Origin of the sequence: Microbulbifer rhizosphaerae (genome assembly GCF_014191725.1) — a bacterium.
Classification (GTDB): Bacteria; Pseudomonadota; Gammaproteobacteria; order Pseudomonadales; family Cellvibrionaceae; genus Microbulbifer; species Microbulbifer rhizosphaerae.
The window spans coordinates 47,170-63,690 of record NZ_JACHWZ010000004.1 but is presented as its reverse complement, the minus strand read 5'-3'; the positions used below and the strand labels follow the sequence as shown (position 1 = coordinate 63,690).

Sequence of the window (16,521 nt, the reverse complement as noted above, 5' to 3'; positions counted from 1 at the left end):
CCGCAGGCCCGCTCATCGATCCGAAACAGGAACCTCGTAACAAGCTCCCGGTAGCAGGGCCTTCGCATCAGGCGTTCGTGCTCCTACCGCCTCCGACTGAAAGGTTGGAAGAACTCTGGAGCAAAATGTGAACCGACTACGGAAAAATAAATGACCCCCACAGTAAAACTCGCCAGCGACCTGATCCGCCTCAGATCCGTCACCCCCGAAGACGCCGGCTGTATGGACCTGATGATCCAGCGCCTGGAAAAAATCGGCTTCAAAACCACCCGCCTGCGCTGGGGCGATACCGACAACTTCTGGGCGGTGCGCGGCGAAGCCGGCCCGCTGTTCACCTTTGCCGGCCATACCGATGTGGTACCCACGGGGCCGGAGGAAAACTGGCAGCGCCCGCCTTTTGAACCCACTGTCGACAACGGTTATCTCTACGGCCGCGGCGCGGCAGATATGAAGGGCTCACTGGCGGCGATGGTGGTGGCCTGCGAGGAGTTTGTCGCCGCGCATCCGGATCACAGTGGCCGTATCGCCTTCCTGATCACCAGCGACGAAGAAGGCCCGGCCACCGACGGCACGGTAAAAGTGGTCCAGTGGCTGGAAGAGCGGCGGGAAAAAATCGACTGGTGCCTGGTGGGTGAGCCCTCCAGCACCGAGCGGGTCGGCGACGTAATCAAGAACGGCCGCCGCGGCTCACTGGGCCTGGAACTCAGGGTACTCGGCGTGCAGGGCCATGTGGCTTATCCACATCTGGCGGAAAATCCCATTCACACCCTCGCCCCGGCGCTGGCGGAACTCGCCGCTGAAGAGTGGGACAAGGGCAACGACTTTTTCCCGGCAACCAGCTTCCAGGTTTCCAATATCAATGGCGGCACCGGCGCCACCAACGTTATTCCCGGCGAAGTGAAACTCGTGTGCAACTGGCGCTTCTCCACCGAGACCACTGCAGAGAAACTGGAGCAGCGCGCGCGGGCCACCCTCGACAAGCACGGGCTGAAATACGAAGCAAACTTCAATCTCTCCGGCCAGCCGTTTCTCACCGCCGAAGGCCCGCTGGTGGAAGCCGCACAGTCCGCGATCCTGTCGGTAACCGGCGAAGCCACTCAGCTCTCCACCGCCGGAGGCACTTCAGACGGTCGCTTTATCGCTCCGACCGGCGCACAGGTAGTGGAATTGGGGCCGGTCAATGCGACCATTCACAAGGTGGACGAATGCGTGAAAGCGGAAGACCTGGACAAGCTCAAGGATATGTACCGGGAGATTCTGGCACAGTTACTGGCGTAGCACCCTGTAGAAGCGGCCGCTGGCCGCGATCGGCGTCGGATCGCGGCCAGCGGCCGTTCCTGCATGCAAACCAACTACGGCGTTCCGTTCCTGTTCGTCTGCGGGGCAGGCTCCTACACGCAAGTCAGTGCAATCTCCGCCCACGCCCGGTTTTCTCCGCTTCGTTTGTCTCTTCTGCCTCTTCGAACGGATGCGCCAGTACAAAGTAATAGAGCACCTGACGCTGGCCTTCGAATTCCGAGATCAGGTCGAAATTATATTCGCCCTTCTCCCCGGGGCTGATCTCCACATAGCTCACGTACTCCGGCTCGATAAACAGCTCTGCCACCGGCCGCTTGCCCCGCAGCACCTGCACCAGCAGGGTACGGGCATCCTCTTCGGCGAAGCGCCAGTAGTAGTCGTCGTCATCGTAGAACACCGAATCGGCGGTGCCGGCGCGCAGGATACAATTGGGATGTTCCGCCAGCCAGGGCCAGAACTGCCTGAATTCGAGGGTAGTTTTCATTGGTGCACTCAATCGTCCAGTTGCGAGACGCCGTCGGCGCCACCCTCGAGGCCGAACTCCTCCGCGATCTGGCGGCACCAGCGATTGAGTCGCTCGGCGGTGAGCTCCTCCTGCTGATCCTCATCGATAGCGAGACCGACGAAACAGTCCTCCCCCTCGATCTCCGCCTTGGAGGCCTCGAACTCGTAGCCCTCGGTGGGCCAGTGACCGACAATGGACCCGCCGCCGGCGACGATCACGTCGTGCAGCATGCCCATCGCATCCAGGAAATAGTCGCCATAGCCGAACTGGTCGCCGAGGCCGAACAGGGCCACGGTCTTGCCGGTGAAGTCGATCTGCTCCACATCCTCCCAGAAATCCTCCCAGTCCGACTGGATCTGGCCGAAGTCCCAGGTGGGGATACCGAAGATCAGTTGATCGTAATCGGCAATTTCCATCTGGGTGACGTCGGCGATATCGTGGATATCCACCCGCTCCTCACCCAGGCGGGCGCGGATCCGGAAGGCAACCGCCTCGGTGTTGCCCTCGTCGCTGCCGTAAAACAAGCCGATTCTGCTCACATTCACTCCCCTTCTCTGCCACCACCTGCTTGGCGGCGCGCTATTTTCCCAGCTATGGTGGGCAACAGCAAGCACGGGCATCCGGCCCATCGCATGCTGATGTCGACCTTATCTTACGGGTCGTCTCGACAAAGATGAGAGCAGGAATTCTGAACATAAAAACACTCAGCTCAGCTTCCGCGCATAAAAAAGCCCCCGCGTGGGGGCAAGGGGGTTACGAGTCTATCGGGCCGGGGTAGAAACTGCCCAATCGATCGCACAGGAGATGTTCAGACTATTCTTCGTCGCGCTCCTTCCAGCGTCGGAAATGACGGCGCCCTCCGCGCTCCTCTTTCAACTGCTTGAGCCTGGCCTTCTGTTCTTCGGTCAGGATTACTTCAAACTGCTGGCGCATCTGCTGCATCTCCTGCATCTTGGCCACGTGCAGCTTGCCCAACTGCGCACCCAGTTCGTCCAGCGTGCCCTGGTCTGCGCCGGAGTCGATGGCCTCGTGCAGCTGCTTGCGCAACTCACGCATCTGATCGCGCTGCGCCTTACGGACGTCGCGATTGGCTTCGCGGTTGGCCTTCAGTTGCGCCACCTGGCCCTCGGTCAGACCCAGCTCTTCCTCCATGTGCTCAAGGAAATGAGAACCGTGGTGACGGGACATGGAAGTATGGACAAAATCGTCCTGGGCCAGAGTGACTGCCGGTACCACCAGGGCACCCGCCAGCGCCAGGCTGCCCATCATCGCTTTCCATTTATTCATTGACGCATCCTCTAGTTTGGTCTCAGTAGGTGTATACGCATACTAGGAGAGCGCTATGTAAATAGGGGCAAACGCCGGTAAACATTTGTTAAGAACGGTAAAAGGCCTCGCCCGGTGTCGTATCCGGCGCCGGAGCTTTGCATATAATGGAGCCTGAACACACAGAGAGAACACCATGAGCCGTATTCTGCTGGTCGACGACGACAGCGAACTGACCGATCTGTTACAGGAATTTCTTATTGGCGAGGGCTTCGAGGTCACCGTGGCCAACGATGGCGGCCGCGGCCTGGAGCTGGCCAAAAGCCACACCTTCGATGCCCTGGTACTGGATGTAATGCTGCCGGTGCACAATGGCTTCGACCTGCTGCGCAAGCTGCGGGAAGAGACTTCGCCGGCGAGCCGCTCGCTGCCGGTACTGATGCTGACCGCCAAGGGAGACACCGTCGACCGCATCGTCGGCCTGGAGATGGGCGCGGACGACTACCTGCCCAAACCCTGTAATCCCCGTGAACTGGCCGCGCGCCTGCGCGCCGTGCTGCGCCGCGGCCGCATCGAATCCGATGAGCCCGGCACCGTGGCGAGCGGACCGCTGCGCCTGCTGCCGGCGGAGCACCAGGGCTACTGGAACGGCCGGTTGCTCTCCCTCACCGGCGCGGAGTTCGCCGTGCTCAAGGTACTGGTACAGCACGCGGGCGACGTGGTGAGCAAGGAGATGCTGACCGAGACCGCACTGGGCCGCAAACTGATGCCCTACGACCGCTCCATCGACGTGCACGTGAGCAATATCCGCAAGAAACTCGTCGAGCAGGGCGCCAGCCGCGAGCTGATCATCAATATCCGCGGCGCCGGCTATATGCTGACCAGGTCCTATGCATAGCCTTTTCTGGAAGATGTTTTTCGGCGCCTGGATCACCGCGGTGGGGATGGTGGTGGCGACCGTTTACATCACCCATTTCCGCGAATTCGGCGATCCCAGGCAGGAAGAACGCTGGGAGGGGCCGGCGCTGTTTCACGAGACGGTACGCAATATGCGCATGGCGCGACGCCACGGCCCGGAAAGTTTTCGCCACTGGCTGCAACGCCAGCCACCCAAAGTGCAGCGCCAAGTGTTCGCCGTCGACCAACACGGTCGCGAGCTGCTGGGCCGGCCGCTGCCCGAAGACATGGCTCCCATGTTCGAACGCCTCAATTTCCGCAACCGCGAAACTCATATGCTGGTGCAAAAAAAACCTGCGGTGGGTTTTTTTGTGGCCCTGCGCGGCCCGGACAGCCTGCGCGTGGTGCTGATCGCCGGGCAGAGCAAGGAAACGCTGCTGTTGCGCTTCCTGTGGCGCAATTTCTGGCCGATATTGCTGCTGTCCATGCTCGCCTCCGGCGCCGCCTGCTACTGGCTGGCCCGCTACCTCAGCCGCCCCCTGGACCAACTGCGCACCGCCACCCGGCGCGTGGCCGCGGGCGAACTGGACTATCGGGTCTCCCCCGGGATGCCCAGCCGCAATGACGAGTTGGCCGACCTGGCGCGGGATTTCGACTCCATGACCGCCCAACTGCAGGAATCCATGGCCGAACAGCGGCGGCTGATCAAGGATGTCTCCCACGAACTGCGCTCGCCCCTCGCGCGCCTGCAGGTGGCCCTCGGCATAGCGCGGCAAAAGGATACCGTCGGACTGGACGCGGAGCTGGACAAGATCGGCAAGGCCGCGGACTACCTGGAGGATATTATCGCCGACGTGCTCTCCCTACCGGTGGCGGGTACCGACCAGCGACCGCTGGACGACGTTGTGGAAATCAACAGCCTGGTCGGCGCCCTGACCGAAGACCTGAAAGCCGAGGCGGATGAAAAACAACTGCAATTCAATCTCGAAAGTGACCGTGAAGAAGCCCTGGTGGCCACCCGCGGCAGTTCACTGACCGCCGCGCTGGAAAATATCCTGCACAACGCCATCAACTACAGCCCCAGCGGATGCACGGTAACGGTCGGAATAGTGAGCCGCGACGAGCGATGCCATATCCGTGTGATCGACTCCGGCAACGGTGTCTCAGAAGACGAACTCAAAGCCATCTTTCGCCCCTTCTACCGCACCGACACTGCACGCACCCGGGAGAGCGGAGGTTTCGGTCTGGGCCTGGCCATCGCCCAGCGCACCGTATTGCACCATGGCGGTACCATCTCCGCCCGCAATGTTCCCGGCGCCGGCCTCTGTGTGGAAATAAATTTGCCACTGGTGGTGATCAACGAACAATGATCAATTGCCGGTGATCGATGGCCGGTCATCGTTCATTGGTAATTGTTCATTGGTAATTGATCATTGATAATCGAGCTCCGGCTGCGGTTAAGCCGCCCACAATGGATAATGAAAGGGCCCCGCTATGCGCTGGATACTCTATATTCTGATTTTCCTGGTACTACTGGTACTCGCCGGCTTCCTGTTTCCCCGCGAGGTCACACTCGAGCGCAGTGTGTACATATCCAAATCGCCCGAGGCAGTCTTTCCCTACGTCAACAACTTCCGCAACTTCAACAGCTGGTCACCCTGGTACCAGATCGACCCGGACACCAAATACAGCTACAGCGGCCCCGAGGAAGGGGTGGGCGCAATGATGTCCTGGCGCAGTGAAAATCCCAGTGTAGGTAGCGGCAGCCAGACCATTACCGCCAGCGAGCCTTACTCACTGGTGCACACCGAGCTGGATTTCGGCGATCAGGGCAAAGCCAGCGCCGAATTTCGCCTGCGGCCCCAAGGCAGTGGTAGCAACGTCACCTGGTGGTTCAATACCGACATGGGCGCGGGTCCCATAGCCCGCTGGACGGGGCTGGCCGTGAAACAGATGGTGGGCAAGTCCTACGAGAGGGGACTGAACAAACTCAAGGAGGTGGTGGAATCCGCCGAAGCGCCGCCGGCGGAACCGCAGATGGACAACGGCAGCGATTCCGAACTTCCCTCAGACGACGATGTAATGGGCGCGGACCCGGACGATATGGATAGCGACGGGATGGAGGGCGAAACCCTTGAGGAGGAAGGTGAGGAGCCGATCGAGGAAAATCAGTCGGACTCGGGACTTCAGTAGGTAGGATGAGCAAAGCGCAGCGTGCCCATCCTACTCGTCGCCCCCGATCTACTCCCCTATCATTTCTGCGACTTACCGCGGCGCAGTGCCGATCCCGGTGATTTGCGCAGCTTGCGCCGCTGGCGCTGCAAGTTCTGTTGTTCCGCCTGGGTCAGCGGACGCTGGCCCAGTTTCGGCAGGCCGGCGGTGATGCACAGATCGTCGATCTCCTTGGGCTCCATCTCAATCCACTGACCCACGCGCACATGGGAGGGAATAAATACACTGCCGTAGCGCACCCGTTTCAGGCGGCTGACACGCACTCCCTGGGACTCCCACAGGCGCCGGACTTCGCGGTTGCGCCCCTCCATCACCACGCAGTAGAACCAGCGGTTGTTTCCCTCGCCACCGCTCGGGACAATATCGGTAAACCGCGCCACGCCATCTTCCAGCAACACACCGGTGAGCAGGCGTTTTTTCATTTCGTCGTCCACCTGGCCCTGGATGCGCACCAGGTACTCGCGGTCGATCACCGACGAGGGGTGCATCAGCTTGTTGGCCAACTCGCCACTGTTGGTAAACAGCAGCAAGCCGCTGGTGTTGAAATCCAACCGGCCCACGGAAATCCAGCGCCCGGAGCGCAGGCGCGGCAGGCTGTCGTAGACCGTGGGCCGCCCCTCCGGATCGTGGCGGGAACAGATCTCCCCCACCGGCTTGTTGTACAGGATCACCCGGCAGCGGTTCTCCTCCTGCACCGGCAGGCGGCGGCCGTCGAACTCGATATGATCTGTACCGGTCACCCGCTCGCCCAACTCCGCCACCACACCGTTCACGGTCACCCGGCCCGCCTCAATCGCGCGCTCCATCTCGCGCCGCGAGCCCAGGCCGGTTCGGGCCAGTACTTTCTGCAGTTTTTCGCCCGCAGGCGAAGTGCTATCACTCATAGGGTGGCATTTTCCGATTGCGGTTCTTTCCCGGCTTCGTCTTCGGCTTCGGCGGGCTCTTCAGATTCGGCACTTTCGACAAACAGGCTGCTCGGCGGGAGCTCCGCGGTTAGAGAGCCTTCGCTCACTTGACTGCTGTCGGCGGCTTCGGGGAATTCGTCTTCGACGACCTCCTCGCTTTCGCTGTCGGTGAACCCGGCCTCGGCGGCTGTTTCCAAATCGCTACCAGAGCCCTGCAAAAGCTCACTCTCAAGCTGTTCTCCTTCGACTTCTTCCGGAGAGCCCACTTCGACGGGAGCATCTTCGCCTGTGTCTTCGCCCGACCCGGCGGATTCGGCTTCTATCGATTCCGCCGCCGGCTCTTCGGAATCCGCGTCACTGTTGGCCTGCTGCGCTTCGCCACCGTCCAACTGGCCCAGATCCAGCACCTGGTTCAGGCTGTCGATATCGCGGATCTCCGCCAGCGTGGGCAGGTCGTCCAGGGTGCTCAGATTGAAGTAGTCGAGAAACTCCCGGGTGGTGGCGTAGAGCGACGGCTTGCCGGGCACATCCCGCTGCCCCACCACCTTGATCCAGCCGCGTTCGGACAGACTTCTGACGATGTGAGAACTCACCGCAACGCCGCGGATCTCCTCGATATCACCGCGGGTAATGGGCTGGCGATAGGCGATGATCGCCAGGGTCTCGAGAATCGCGCGGGAATATTTCTGCGGCTTCTCCTCCCACAGGCGGTTGACCCAGGGGGCCAGGTCTTCCGGCACCTGATAACGCCAGCCGCTGGCCACCTGGCGCAGCTCGAAGCCCCGCTCGGCGCAACTGCCGGCGATTTCCTCCAGCACTTGGCGGAGTACCGTCTTTTCCGGGCGCTCGCCCTCGTCGATCAGGGACAGCAGCTTCTCCTCGGAGAGCGGTTGCCCTGCGGCCAGCAGTGCGCCTTCCACTATGCGGCGCAGTAGTTCCGGAGCGATTGTCATCTTCTAACTTCTAACCTTGGAATTCTTTCGGCTCAATTGTCTCTGTAGGAGCGGCCGTTGGCCGCGATCGATAGGTGCTACGAAGCGAGATCGATCGCGGCCAACGGCGGATGGCCGCCCCGCCGCTCCTACAAGGGAACCATTTCGGCGTCTGTTTCTTCTTCCGCTTCCACGGCTTCGGGCTCCTGGCCCGCGGCGCGCACGTGGATGGGGCCAAAGGCCTCGTTCTGTACCAGCTCCACCAGGGATTCTTTCACCAGTTCCATCACCGCGAGGAAGGTGACCACCACACCCAGACGCCCCTCCTGCACAGTAAACAGGCTCACAAAGGGTACAAACTGGCGGTGGCGGATTCTGTCCAGTACCTGGGTCATACGCTCGCGGGTGGAGAGCTTTTCCCGCTCCACCTGGTGGCTCTCGAACATGTCCGCGCGGCGGAGCACGTCCGCCAACGCCACCAGCACCTCTTTCAAGTCGACGTCCGGGTCGGGACGGGTGAATTTGCGGTCCGGACCCTGGGCTGCGGCCTGGTGGATATCCCGACCCATGCGCGGTATCTCGTCCAGGTCCTCCGCCGCGGTCTTGAAACGCTCGTACTCCTGCAGGCGGCGAATCAACGCGGCGCGCGGGTCCTCACCCTCCTCTTCCTCTTCCTGGGGCGGGCGTGGCAGCAGCATACGCGACTTGATCTCCGCCAGCATGGCGGCCATCACCAGGTATTCCGCCGCCAGTTCGAAGCGCATGGCGGTCATCATCTCCACATAGACCATGTACTGGCGGGTGATGTCAGCCACGTTGATTTCGAGGATGTCCAGGTTCTGCCGGCGGATCAAGTAGAGCAGCAGGTCCAGCGGCCCCTCGAAGGCCTCCAGGATCACCTCCAGCGCATCCGGCGGAATGTAGAGATCGGCGGGCAGTTCGGTAAACGCCTGGCCCTGCACCACAGCGAAGGGCATCTCCCCCTGGCGCGGAGGCTCGGCGGACGCACTCTTTTCGGCGGTCTCCGGCCCGGCGTCCCCGGCGGCGGCCACTTCCGCGAGCACCTGCGCTTCCGCCTCGGCTAGTAACTCTTCACTGGACACGCTGCCCCACCTTCAAAAATGCAAACGCGCGATTATACATAGGTGCGCTGCTTCAACCGATAATTTCATCGATGGCACCGCAGCCCTCGCGCACCAGTTCCGGTTCGTCACCGGTGAGGTCCACTACGGTGGTGGCCTCCAGGCCGCAGAAACCGCCGTCGATTACCAGCTCCACCTGGTGCTCCAGGGTGTCGCGGATATCGTAGGGATCGGTGAGCGGCTGGCTGTCGCCGGGCATGATCAGGCTGCAGCTCATCAGCGGCTCGCCCAGGGCTTCGATCAGCGCCTGCACGATGGCGTTGCCCGGCACCCGCAGGCCGATGGTCCTGCGCTTGGGGTTCAACAGCCGGCGCGGCACCTCGGCCGTGGCGGGCATGATAAAGGTGTAGGGGCCGGGGGTGTGGTTCTTGAGCAGGCGGAACATCTGGTTGTCCACCTTGGCGTAGCTGGCCAGTTCCGAGAGATCGCGGCACATCAGGGTGAAATTATGCTGCTTGTCCAACTGGCGGATGGCGCGAATGCGCTCCACAGCCAACTTCTCCCCCAACCGGCAGCCGATGGCGTAGGCAGAGTCCGTGGGGAAGACGATCACCCCACCACTGGCGACAATATCCGCCGCCTGACTGATCAGCCGCCCCTGGGGATTGTCCGGATGAATCTGGAAAAACTGCGCCACTATTGCCCCCAATATATTGTTCAAGAAACTAGGCGCTAGTCTGCCACAAATGCACCGTGCCAAGCAGCCATCCATGGAGAATCCACCAGCCCGGCCGTCCTTGGCCGGGCGCCATGCTGCGCAACGAGCGGCGCTCGTTAAACGCGCAGCATGGCCCATACCGGCTCGACGCCCTCCGGCAGTCTCACACAGCCCAGTTCGCGCCAGGGCTGGTCCGGCTGGTGGAAGTCGCTGCCGAGGGAGCAGCGCAGGGGTTCACCGCCCTCCCCTGCCACCGAATCCAGTAACTGGCGGAGTTCGCGGGTCTGCACCGGATTCTGGCGGCCACAGAGCAGCTCCACGGCGCCGCCCCCCGCGTCCCGAAACTCCGAAAGGAGTCGCCGCAACTGGGTGCGCGTCAGGCCGTATTTGAGCGGATGGGCCAACACCGCGACACCACCGGCTGCCTTGATAGTGGCAATGGTGTCCGCGAGCTCTGGCCAGTCCACCGCCACGTCCCCCACTTTTCCCGCCCCCAGATAGCGTTTGAAGGCTTGCGCCATATCCGCCACATGGCCCTCCGCCACCAGCCAGCGGGCGAAGTGGGGCCTGCCCAGCACTCCGCTGGCCAGTGCCCGGGCGCCTTCCAAAGCGTCTGGGAAGCCCCGCTTTTCCAGCTTGGCGGCGATATTCCGCGCACGCTCGTCCCGCAGCCGGTCGCGCAGCTCAATAGCGTCCCGCAGCGCAGTGGACGCCGGATCGATATCGAGCCCGATAATGTGTACCTGGCGCCGCCCCCAACGGGAGGAAAACTCGATGCCCGGCAAAACCAATACACCCAGCCGGTCACCGGCTTCGCGGGCCTCGGCCACTCCCGCGACCGTATCGTGGTCGGTGAGCGCCAACAGTGTCACACCGCAGGATTTCGCCCTCGACACCAGCTGTGCAGGACTTAAAATACCGTCGGATGCCGTGCTGTGGCAGTGCAGGTCCACCAGACCTGAATACGTGGTCACAGTCAGGATAACTACCTCCGGGTGGTTACACCCGCTTTGAACGTTTACCCGGCAGCGCTGTCGAACAGCGACCGGGGAGACCCATTCACCGCTGGCAGCGGTATCGTCAGCCGAAGTCTATCGTAAGGGATAGCGGGGCATTATCACCGGAACAGAGCATGACCGAAACCAACCCGACCACCGCAGCGACTGAGCAGAAGCCGAAGAAAGAGAGCCTTCAGCCGAAGAAAGAGAGTTCTCAGCCAAAAAAAGAGAGCCTTCTGGCCAATCTGCTGATCAATATCGTCATCCCCACGCTGATTCTCACCAAACTGTCCGGCGACAACTGGCTGGGCACCAAGTGGGCCATCGTGGTGGCGCTGGCGTTTCCGCTGCTCTACGGCCTGCACGACCTGTACCGGTCCGGCAAGGTCAACTTCTTTTCCGCCCTGGGCACTATCAGTGTCCTGCTCACCGGCGGCATCAGCCTGCTGAAACTGGATGCTGAATACATAGCTATCAAGGAGGCGGCCATTCCCGGCCTACTGGGCATAGCCACTGTGGCATCCCTTTATACCCGCTGGCCTCTGGTGAAGACCTTCCTCTACAACGACATGGTTCTGGATACCGCCAAGATCGCCAGAGTGCTGGCCGGCAACGGCAACCAGGGCGCCTTCGAGCGCACCCTGCAGCACGCCTCCTGGATGATCGCCGGCTCCTTCTTCCTGTCCTCGACGCTGAACTACATCCTGGCCAAACTGATGCTGCAGAGCCCGCCCGGCACAGAGGCCTTTAATATTGAGCTGGGCAAAATGACCATGGTGAGCTATGGAGTGATCTTCGTGCCCACGGCGATCATCCTGCTCCTGGCACTGTTCTTCCTGCTTTATCGCATCGTCAAGCTGACCGGCCTGAAGCTCGAAGAGATCATGGCCCAGCAATAAACCGAAAAACCGACAAAATAAAAGCGAAAGATATAAATATGTGGTACGCCATTATCAGTGAAGACGTCGACAACAGTCTGCCGCTGCGCAAAGGCGCGCGGCCCGACCACCTGGCCCGCCTCAACCGCCTGAAAGACGAGGGGCGCCTGCTCCTCGCCGGCCCCCACCCTGCGGTGGACAGCGAAGACCCCGGCGAAGCCGGCTTTAGCGGCAGCCTGGTGGTAGCGGAATTTCCCTCGCTGGAAGACGCCAGGGCCTGGGCCGATGCAGACCCCTATGTCAGCGCCGGTGTCTACGCCTCCGTGGTGGTCAAGCCATTCAAAGCCGTACTCCCATAAACCGAAAACACTTTTAACCGATAAAAAAGCTGTATCAGAAATGATGAACAAACTGACCGGCATGGCCGCGGCTGCACTGCTCGCCGCCAGCACTTTCACCGTCGCACAGACTGGCAGCACTCGCTATATCACCGACGAACTGCACGTTCCCATGCGCTCGGGCAAAGGCAACGAATTTCGTATCCTGCACCGCGGCCTGCCCAGCGGTACCAAATTGACCCTGCTGGAAGACGCCCCGGACGACGGCTGGTCGCGGGTGCGCATCCCCGGCGGCGAAGAGGGCTGGGTGCCCCGCCAGTACCTGGTGGCGGAACCGGTGGCAGAAATCAAGCTGCAGCGAGCGGAGGCCAACCTGGCGCGCTTCGAGAAAATGGAAGGCAACCTGGGCGGGGAAGTCCGCCGCCTGGAAGGGGAAAACCACAAGCTGGGCAGCGCGCTACAGACCGCGCAGGAAAAGTCCCAGCAACTGGAAAAAGAATTGAAGGAGCTGAAAGCCCTCTCTGCAGACGCAGTGGCGCTCAACCAGCGTCACCAGAAACTGTTGCATCAACACGAACTGCTGAAGCAGGAACAGATGATGGCAGAGGCGGAAATCCAGCGCCTCTCCGGCAGCGATACCCAGAAGTGGTATATGTACGGCGCCCTGTCCGTCGGCCTGGGTGCTATCCTGGCCATGATAGCACCGCACCTGCGCCCGCGCCGGCGGCGCTCCGAATGGGCCAATTGATCCCGGCACCGCGGAGTTCCAGCTCCGCAAGCGGGCTTCAAACCCGCCATCCGTTAATAGCGTAAAACAGGGAGCATGGACGATGCGTGTATTCTTCGCGGCACTTTTAACCGGCTTTCTCGCCCTGCCGGTGCTTGCCGAAAACCCTCAGGTGGAACTGCAAACCGACCTCGGCGGCATTCAGCTGGAACTCTATAAAGACAAGGCGCCGGCCACCGTGGAAAACTTCCTCACTTATGTGGACAGCGGCTTCTACAACGGAGTGATTTTCCACCGGGTGATCCCGGGCTTTATGGTCCAGACCGGCGGACTGACTTTCGATTTCCAGAAAAAGGAAACCCGCGAGCCGGTGGCCAACGAGTCCGCCAACGGCCTCCAGAACCTGCGCGGCACTGTCGCCATGGCCCGCCTGAACGACCCGGACAGCGCCACCGCACAGTTCTTTATCAACCTGGTGAACAACGGCCACCTGGATGCGCAAAAGGACAAACCCGGCTACACCGTGTTCGGCAAAGTCGTCAAGGGGATGGATGTGGTGGACAAGATAGCCGCCGAACCCCGCGGCCTCTACCGGGCCTTCCCCGCCGCGCCCAACACCCCCGTGCGCATACTGAAGGCAAAACGCCTGAAACAAAGCCCGGAAGCGGACGGCAACAAAGGGGAATAACGGTGATAGCCCTCAGTGTCAATCTCAATAAAATCGCGCTGATCCGCAATTCCCGCGAGGGTAGCTACCCAGATGTGGTCGCCCACGGCCGGCTGTGCCTCGACGCCGGTGCCCAGGGCCTGACCGTGCACCCGCGCCCGGACCAGCGCCATATCCGCCCCGGCGACGTGCGCGAGCTGGCCGAACTGTGCCGGAGCCGCGAGGGAATCGAATTCAATGTCGAGGGCAACCCCTTTGCCGAGCCCTTGAAAGACTACCCGGGGCTGATCCCGCTGGTGCTGGAAACCCGGCCGGACCAGTGCACCCTGGTGCCGGACAGCAACGATCAACTCACGTCGGACCACGGTTTCGACCTCAAACGCGACGGCGCCCGCCTGAAGCCGATAATCGCCGAACTGAAGGCGGCCAAGGTCCGCGTAAGTCTGTTTATGGACTCGGATCTGGAGCAGATAACACTGGCAGGGGACGTGGGCGCCGACCGGATCGAACTCTATACCGGCCCCTACGCTGAAGCAGTGGCCCGCCAGTCCGGCGATATCGACGCTATTTTCACCGCCCACAGTGCCGCCGCGGAACACGCACGCCAGCTGGGGCTGGGAGTCAACGCCGGCCACGACCTCAACCTGATCAACCTGCCGCGTTACCGCACCCTGCCCGGCCTGCAGGAAGTTTCCATCGGTCATGCGCTGACCGTGGACGCCATCAGTATGGGGCTGGACAATGCGGTAACCGCCTATCTCAATTGCCTGAGCGGCAATTAATTAATTTTTATAAGCGTGGCTGTAGCATGGGCAAAGCGAGTGTGCCCATCGTTTTTTACGGCACTTTGTGGTGAGCGCGTCGTTTCGCTCCTTGCCCATCCCACAACGACCCATTGCCAATATCAAACCATTTTTCAGGTGCGCGTTAGCTGATGTCCTTGACTCTCAATATTATCGGCGCCGGCAGACTGGGCCGGACTCTCGGCCGCCTGTGGCAGCAGCGGGGATTTTTCCGGATTCAGTCCATCTGCAATCACTCGCCACAGAGCGCCGAAACGGCGCGGAATTTTATCGGCGCCGGCAGCGTTTGCGATTCCATCGGAACGATGGAAAATGCAGACTGCTGGCTGATCGCCACCGGCGACCGGCAGATCGCCGGGATTGCCGAGCAGCTGGGTCCCCGATTGAACGACAGGGACAACGCCGTGGTTTTTCACTGCAGCGGCGCCCTCGGCTCGGAAATCCTGTCCCCCTGCCGGCCAGCGGCAACCGCCAGCGCCCATCCGGTGCACAGCTTTGCCGATCCGGAAAAATCCCTGTGCAACCTCGCCGGCAGTACCGTGGCGTTGGAGGGGGACCGGTCCGCAATCGAATTGTTGCAGCGCGCCTTCACCGCCCTCGACTGCGAACTGCTCACCATCGACAGCAGCAAAAAAGCTCTTTATCACGCCGGCTCGGTATTCGCCTGCAATTACCTCACTGCGCTGATGGATCTGAGTCTGCGCACATTCTCCGCCGCCGGTATCGAGCGGGAACGGGCACTGGAACTGCTCAAGCCCATAGTACTGCAGACCGCCGGGAACAATATGGCAATGGGCCCGGAGCAATCCCTCACCGGCCCCATTGCGCGAGGCGACGTGGATACGGTGCGCAGACAGCTGGCTGCGCTGGCGCAAACCGATACACAACTGGCCCAGTGCTACCGCCAACTGGGCCTCACCTGTGTGGAATTGGCCCGGCACAATCAACTGCCCGGGCCCCTGGCCGAACAATTGATCGATTTACTGAGTGAGCCACCCCGGTGAAAGATTCTCCCCAAGAGCGAAGAAGACAGTACCTCAAAAAGCGCGCTTTCTACGACAGCCTGCTCACCATCTACGGACGCAAGCCAGTGCTGGAGGCTCTGGAAGACCCAACCCTGGCTGCACACAAGCTGCACCTGGCGGAAAGCAACCGCCGCGACCAGTTGATCACTCGTATCGAACAACTGGCGCATGAGCGGCGCATCGAAATCGCCTACTGGGACCGCAAGGGGCTCTCCCGGATTTCCAAGAACGCGCGTCAGGACCAGGGCGTGGCCCTGGACCTGGCCCTGCCGCACTACGGCAAGGCAGAGGAATTTTTGCGCACCGCCGATAAACCCTATGAACTGCTCGCCCTGGACGGCATTACCAACCCGCAAAATCTCGGCATGATTATCCGCTCCGCCTGTGCCGGCGGCATCGACGGCATCATCCTGCCGAGCAAGGGCTGCGCGCAGATAGATCCACTGGTCATCAAAGCCAGCGTCGGCACTCTGTTCAAAATGCGCCTGCTGCGCTGTGACGATCTCGCTCCCACCCTGGCGGAGTTCGCCAACACCGGCGCCCGCATCTGCGCCCTCAGTTCCCATGCCAAAGATACCCTGGGGGAACTGAACGGCGGCGAAGCCACGATTTTCGTACTCGGCAACGAAACCCGCGGTGTCAGCGACGCCGCCGCCAAAACCTGCACCCACAGTCTGCGCATCCCCATGCGCAACGGTGTCGAAAGCCTCAACGTCGCGGTTACCGCAGCGCTGATCAGCTTTCGGCACCAGCTGTAACGAGCTGTGGCCACGCGCAAGATACTCGCAAGCAACCGTCCCTGGGGCGCAGGCCGGCCCGCAGGGCGAAGCACAGGGACGTGCTTCGCGAAACCGCGCGGCGAGTAGTGGCCACGCGCAAGGTACTCGCAAGCAGCCTTCCCCGGGGCGCAGGCCGGTCCGGCTATCTGACCGCCAGGGACGGCGGGGTGCCGCCCAACGGGAATGCAGATTTTGCAGGAGCAAAAATCTGCCTTGGCCGGTCGCACAAAAGCGCCGGGAGCGCTTTTGGTCAGCTTTAGCTGACCCGCAGGGCGAAGCACAGGGACGTGCTTCGCAAAACTGCGCGGCGAGCTGTGGTCACACGCGCGGTACTCGCAAGCAGCCTTCCATGGGGCGCAGGCCGGCCCGGCCATCCTTGGCCGGTCGCACAAAAGCGCCGGGAGCGCTTTTGGTCAGCTTTAGCTGACCCGCAGGGCGAAGCACAGGGACGTGCTTCGCAAAACTGCGCG

At 61.7% G+C, this 16,521-nt stretch carries 19 protein-coding genes; 11 read left to right on the top strand and 8 right to left on the bottom strand.

The window, feature by feature from the left end:
* The first annotated feature begins 150 nt into the window (after positions 1-150).
* Entirely contained in the window at positions 151-1,278 is a 1,128-nt protein-coding gene (gene dapE / locus FHS09_RS05080; RefSeq protein ID WP_183457405.1) for a succinyl-diaminopimelate desuccinylase, read from the top strand.
* A gap of 124 nt (positions 1,279-1,402) precedes the next feature.
* Here the strand turns inward: dapE and FHS09_RS05075 are convergent, their stop codons facing one another.
* The 3 genes from FHS09_RS05075 to FHS09_RS05065 all read right to left on the bottom strand — a co-directional run bounded on the left by FHS09_RS05075 (position 1,403) and on the right by FHS09_RS05065 (position 3,091).
* Entirely contained in the window at positions 1,403-1,783 is a 381-nt protein-coding gene (locus FHS09_RS05075) for a hypothetical protein (RefSeq protein WP_183457403.1), read from the bottom strand.
* Between the two features lie 8 nt (positions 1,784-1,791).
* Positions 1,792-2,343 carry a flavodoxin gene (locus tag FHS09_RS05070; protein WP_183457401.1) on the bottom strand — a complete coding sequence of 184 codons (552 nt, stop codon included), beginning with the start codon at positions 2,341-2,343 and terminating at the stop codon, positions 1,792-1,794.
* 274 nt (positions 2,344-2,617) lie between these two features.
* A complete protein-coding gene (locus FHS09_RS05065; RefSeq protein WP_183457399.1) occupies positions 2,618-3,091 on the bottom strand; it encodes a Spy/CpxP family protein refolding chaperone in 474 nt (157 codons plus the stop codon).
* Between the two features lie 175 nt (positions 3,092-3,266).
* Between FHS09_RS05065 and FHS09_RS05060 the strand changes: the two genes are divergently transcribed.
* The 3 genes from FHS09_RS05060 to FHS09_RS05050 all read left to right on the top strand — a co-directional run bounded on the left by FHS09_RS05060 (position 3,267) and on the right by FHS09_RS05050 (position 6,160).
* Positions 3,267-3,968, top strand: coding sequence for a response regulator transcription factor (locus tag FHS09_RS05060; RefSeq protein WP_183457397.1), 702 nt, complete (start codon positions 3,267-3,269; stop codon positions 3,966-3,968).
* Positions 3,961-5,337, top strand: a complete 1,377-nt coding sequence (locus FHS09_RS05055; protein WP_183457395.1) for an ATP-binding protein — start codon at positions 3,961-3,963, stop codon at positions 5,335-5,337. Before FHS09_RS05060 ends, FHS09_RS05055 begins: the two co-directional genes overlap by 8 nt.
* Before the next feature lie 124 nt (positions 5,338-5,461).
* Positions 5,462-6,160, top strand: a complete 699-nt coding sequence (locus tag FHS09_RS05050) for an SRPBCC family protein (protein ID WP_183457393.1) — start codon at positions 5,462-5,464, stop codon at positions 6,158-6,160.
* Between the two features lie 59 nt (positions 6,161-6,219).
* On the opposite strand, the gene rluB is transcribed toward FHS09_RS05050, so the two are convergent.
* From rluB to FHS09_RS05025, 5 genes are all read right to left on the bottom strand, one after another.
* Positions 6,220-7,083, bottom strand: coding sequence for a 23S rRNA pseudouridine(2605) synthase RluB (gene rluB / locus FHS09_RS05045; RefSeq protein ID WP_183457392.1), 864 nt, complete (start codon positions 7,081-7,083; stop codon positions 6,220-6,222).
* Complete coding sequence (scpB, locus tag FHS09_RS05040; protein WP_183457390.1) at positions 7,080-8,057, bottom strand: SMC-Scp complex subunit ScpB; 978 nt, start codon at positions 8,055-8,057, stop codon at positions 7,080-7,082. The genes rluB and scpB overlap by 4 nt, the downstream gene beginning before the upstream one ends.
* Before the next feature lie 128 nt (positions 8,058-8,185).
* Positions 8,186-9,088, bottom strand: coding sequence for a segregation and condensation protein A (locus FHS09_RS05035; RefSeq protein WP_425487763.1), 903 nt, complete (start codon positions 9,086-9,088; stop codon positions 8,186-8,188).
* A gap of 103 nt (positions 9,089-9,191) precedes the next feature.
* Positions 9,192-9,815: an L-threonylcarbamoyladenylate synthase gene (locus FHS09_RS05030; protein ID WP_183457388.1), complete on the bottom strand. Its 624-nt coding sequence runs from the start codon at positions 9,813-9,815 to the stop codon at positions 9,192-9,194.
* A gap of 137 nt (positions 9,816-9,952) precedes the next feature.
* On the bottom strand, positions 9,953-10,810 hold the full coding sequence (locus FHS09_RS05025) for a PHP domain-containing protein (RefSeq protein ID WP_343057406.1): 858 nt from the start codon (positions 10,808-10,810) through the stop codon (positions 9,953-9,955).
* A 158-nt stretch (positions 10,811-10,968) separates the two neighbouring features.
* On the opposite strand from FHS09_RS05025, the gene FHS09_RS05020 reads away from it, so the two are divergent.
* The 7 genes from FHS09_RS05020 (at position 10,969) to FHS09_RS04990 (ending at position 16,030) form a co-directional block, all read left to right on the top strand.
* Positions 10,969-11,733: a VC0807 family protein gene (locus FHS09_RS05020; protein ID WP_183457386.1), complete on the top strand. Its 765-nt coding sequence runs from the start codon at positions 10,969-10,971 to the stop codon at positions 11,731-11,733.
* 38 nt (positions 11,734-11,771) lie between these two features.
* Positions 11,772-12,071 carry a YciI family protein gene (locus tag FHS09_RS05015; protein ID WP_183457384.1) on the top strand — a complete coding sequence of 100 codons (300 nt, stop codon included), beginning with the start codon at positions 11,772-11,774 and terminating at the stop codon, positions 12,069-12,071.
* Positions 12,072-12,111: 40 nt separating this feature from the next.
* A complete protein-coding gene (locus FHS09_RS05010; protein WP_183457382.1) occupies positions 12,112-12,798 on the top strand; it encodes a TIGR04211 family SH3 domain-containing protein in 687 nt (228 codons plus the stop codon).
* An 82-nt stretch (positions 12,799-12,880) separates the two neighbouring features.
* Positions 12,881-13,465: a peptidylprolyl isomerase gene (locus FHS09_RS05005; protein ID WP_183457380.1), complete on the top strand. Its 585-nt coding sequence runs from the start codon at positions 12,881-12,883 to the stop codon at positions 13,463-13,465.
* Positions 13,462-14,226 carry a pyridoxine 5'-phosphate synthase gene (locus FHS09_RS05000; RefSeq protein WP_183457802.1) on the top strand — a complete coding sequence of 255 codons (765 nt, stop codon included), beginning with the start codon at positions 13,462-13,464 and terminating at the stop codon, positions 14,224-14,226. The genes FHS09_RS05005 and FHS09_RS05000 overlap by 4 nt, the downstream gene beginning before the upstream one ends.
* A gap of 152 nt (positions 14,227-14,378) precedes the next feature.
* Positions 14,379-15,251, top strand: a complete 873-nt coding sequence (locus FHS09_RS04995) for a Rossmann-like and DUF2520 domain-containing protein (protein WP_183457378.1) — start codon at positions 14,379-14,381, stop codon at positions 15,249-15,251.
* Positions 15,248-16,030 carry a TrmH family RNA methyltransferase gene (locus FHS09_RS04990; RefSeq protein ID WP_183457376.1) on the top strand — a complete coding sequence of 261 codons (783 nt, stop codon included), beginning with the start codon at positions 15,248-15,250 and terminating at the stop codon, positions 16,028-16,030. Before FHS09_RS04995 ends, FHS09_RS04990 begins: the two co-directional genes overlap by 4 nt.
* Positions 16,031-16,521 lie beyond the last annotated feature (491 nt).

What these genes read in the sequence shown, in the direction of transcription:
- FHS09_RS05075 (WP_183457403.1), bottom strand. Translation starts at nt 1,783, where the DNA reads ATGAAAACTACCCTCGAATTCAGGCAGTTCTGGCCCTGGCTGGCGGAA.
- FHS09_RS05065 (WP_183457399.1), bottom strand. Translation starts at nt 3,091, where the DNA reads ATGAATAAATGGAAAGCGATGATGGGCAGCCTGGCGCTGGCGGGTGCC.
- FHS09_RS05005 (WP_183457380.1), top strand. Translation starts at nt 12,881, where the DNA reads ATGCGTGTATTCTTCGCGGCACTTTTAACCGGCTTTCTCGCCCTGCCG.
- FHS09_RS05055 (WP_183457395.1), top strand. Translation starts at nt 3,961, where the DNA reads ATGCATAGCCTTTTCTGGAAGATGTTTTTCGGCGCCTGGATCACCGCG.
- rluB (WP_183457392.1), bottom strand. Translation starts at nt 7,083, where the DNA reads ATGAGTGATAGCACTTCGCCTGCGGGCGAAAAACTGCAGAAAGTACTG.
- FHS09_RS05010 (WP_183457382.1), top strand. Translation starts at nt 12,112, where the DNA reads ATGATGAACAAACTGACCGGCATGGCCGCGGCTGCACTGCTCGCCGCC.
- scpB (WP_183457390.1), bottom strand. Translation starts at nt 8,057, where the DNA reads ATGACAATCGCTCCGGAACTACTGCGCCGCATAGTGGAAGGCGCACTG.
- FHS09_RS05060 (WP_183457397.1), top strand. Translation starts at nt 3,267, where the DNA reads ATGAGCCGTATTCTGCTGGTCGACGACGACAGCGAACTGACCGATCTG.
- FHS09_RS05020 (WP_183457386.1), top strand. Translation starts at nt 10,969, where the DNA reads ATGACCGAAACCAACCCGACCACCGCAGCGACTGAGCAGAAGCCGAAG.
- FHS09_RS04995 (WP_183457378.1), top strand. Translation starts at nt 14,379, where the DNA reads ATGTCCTTGACTCTCAATATTATCGGCGCCGGCAGACTGGGCCGGACT.
- dapE (WP_183457405.1), top strand. Translation starts at nt 151, where the DNA reads ATGACCCCCACAGTAAAACTCGCCAGCGACCTGATCCGCCTCAGATCC.
- FHS09_RS05015 (WP_183457384.1), top strand. Translation starts at nt 11,772, where the DNA reads ATGTGGTACGCCATTATCAGTGAAGACGTCGACAACAGTCTGCCGCTG.
- FHS09_RS05050 (WP_183457393.1), top strand. Translation starts at nt 5,462, where the DNA reads ATGCGCTGGATACTCTATATTCTGATTTTCCTGGTACTACTGGTACTC.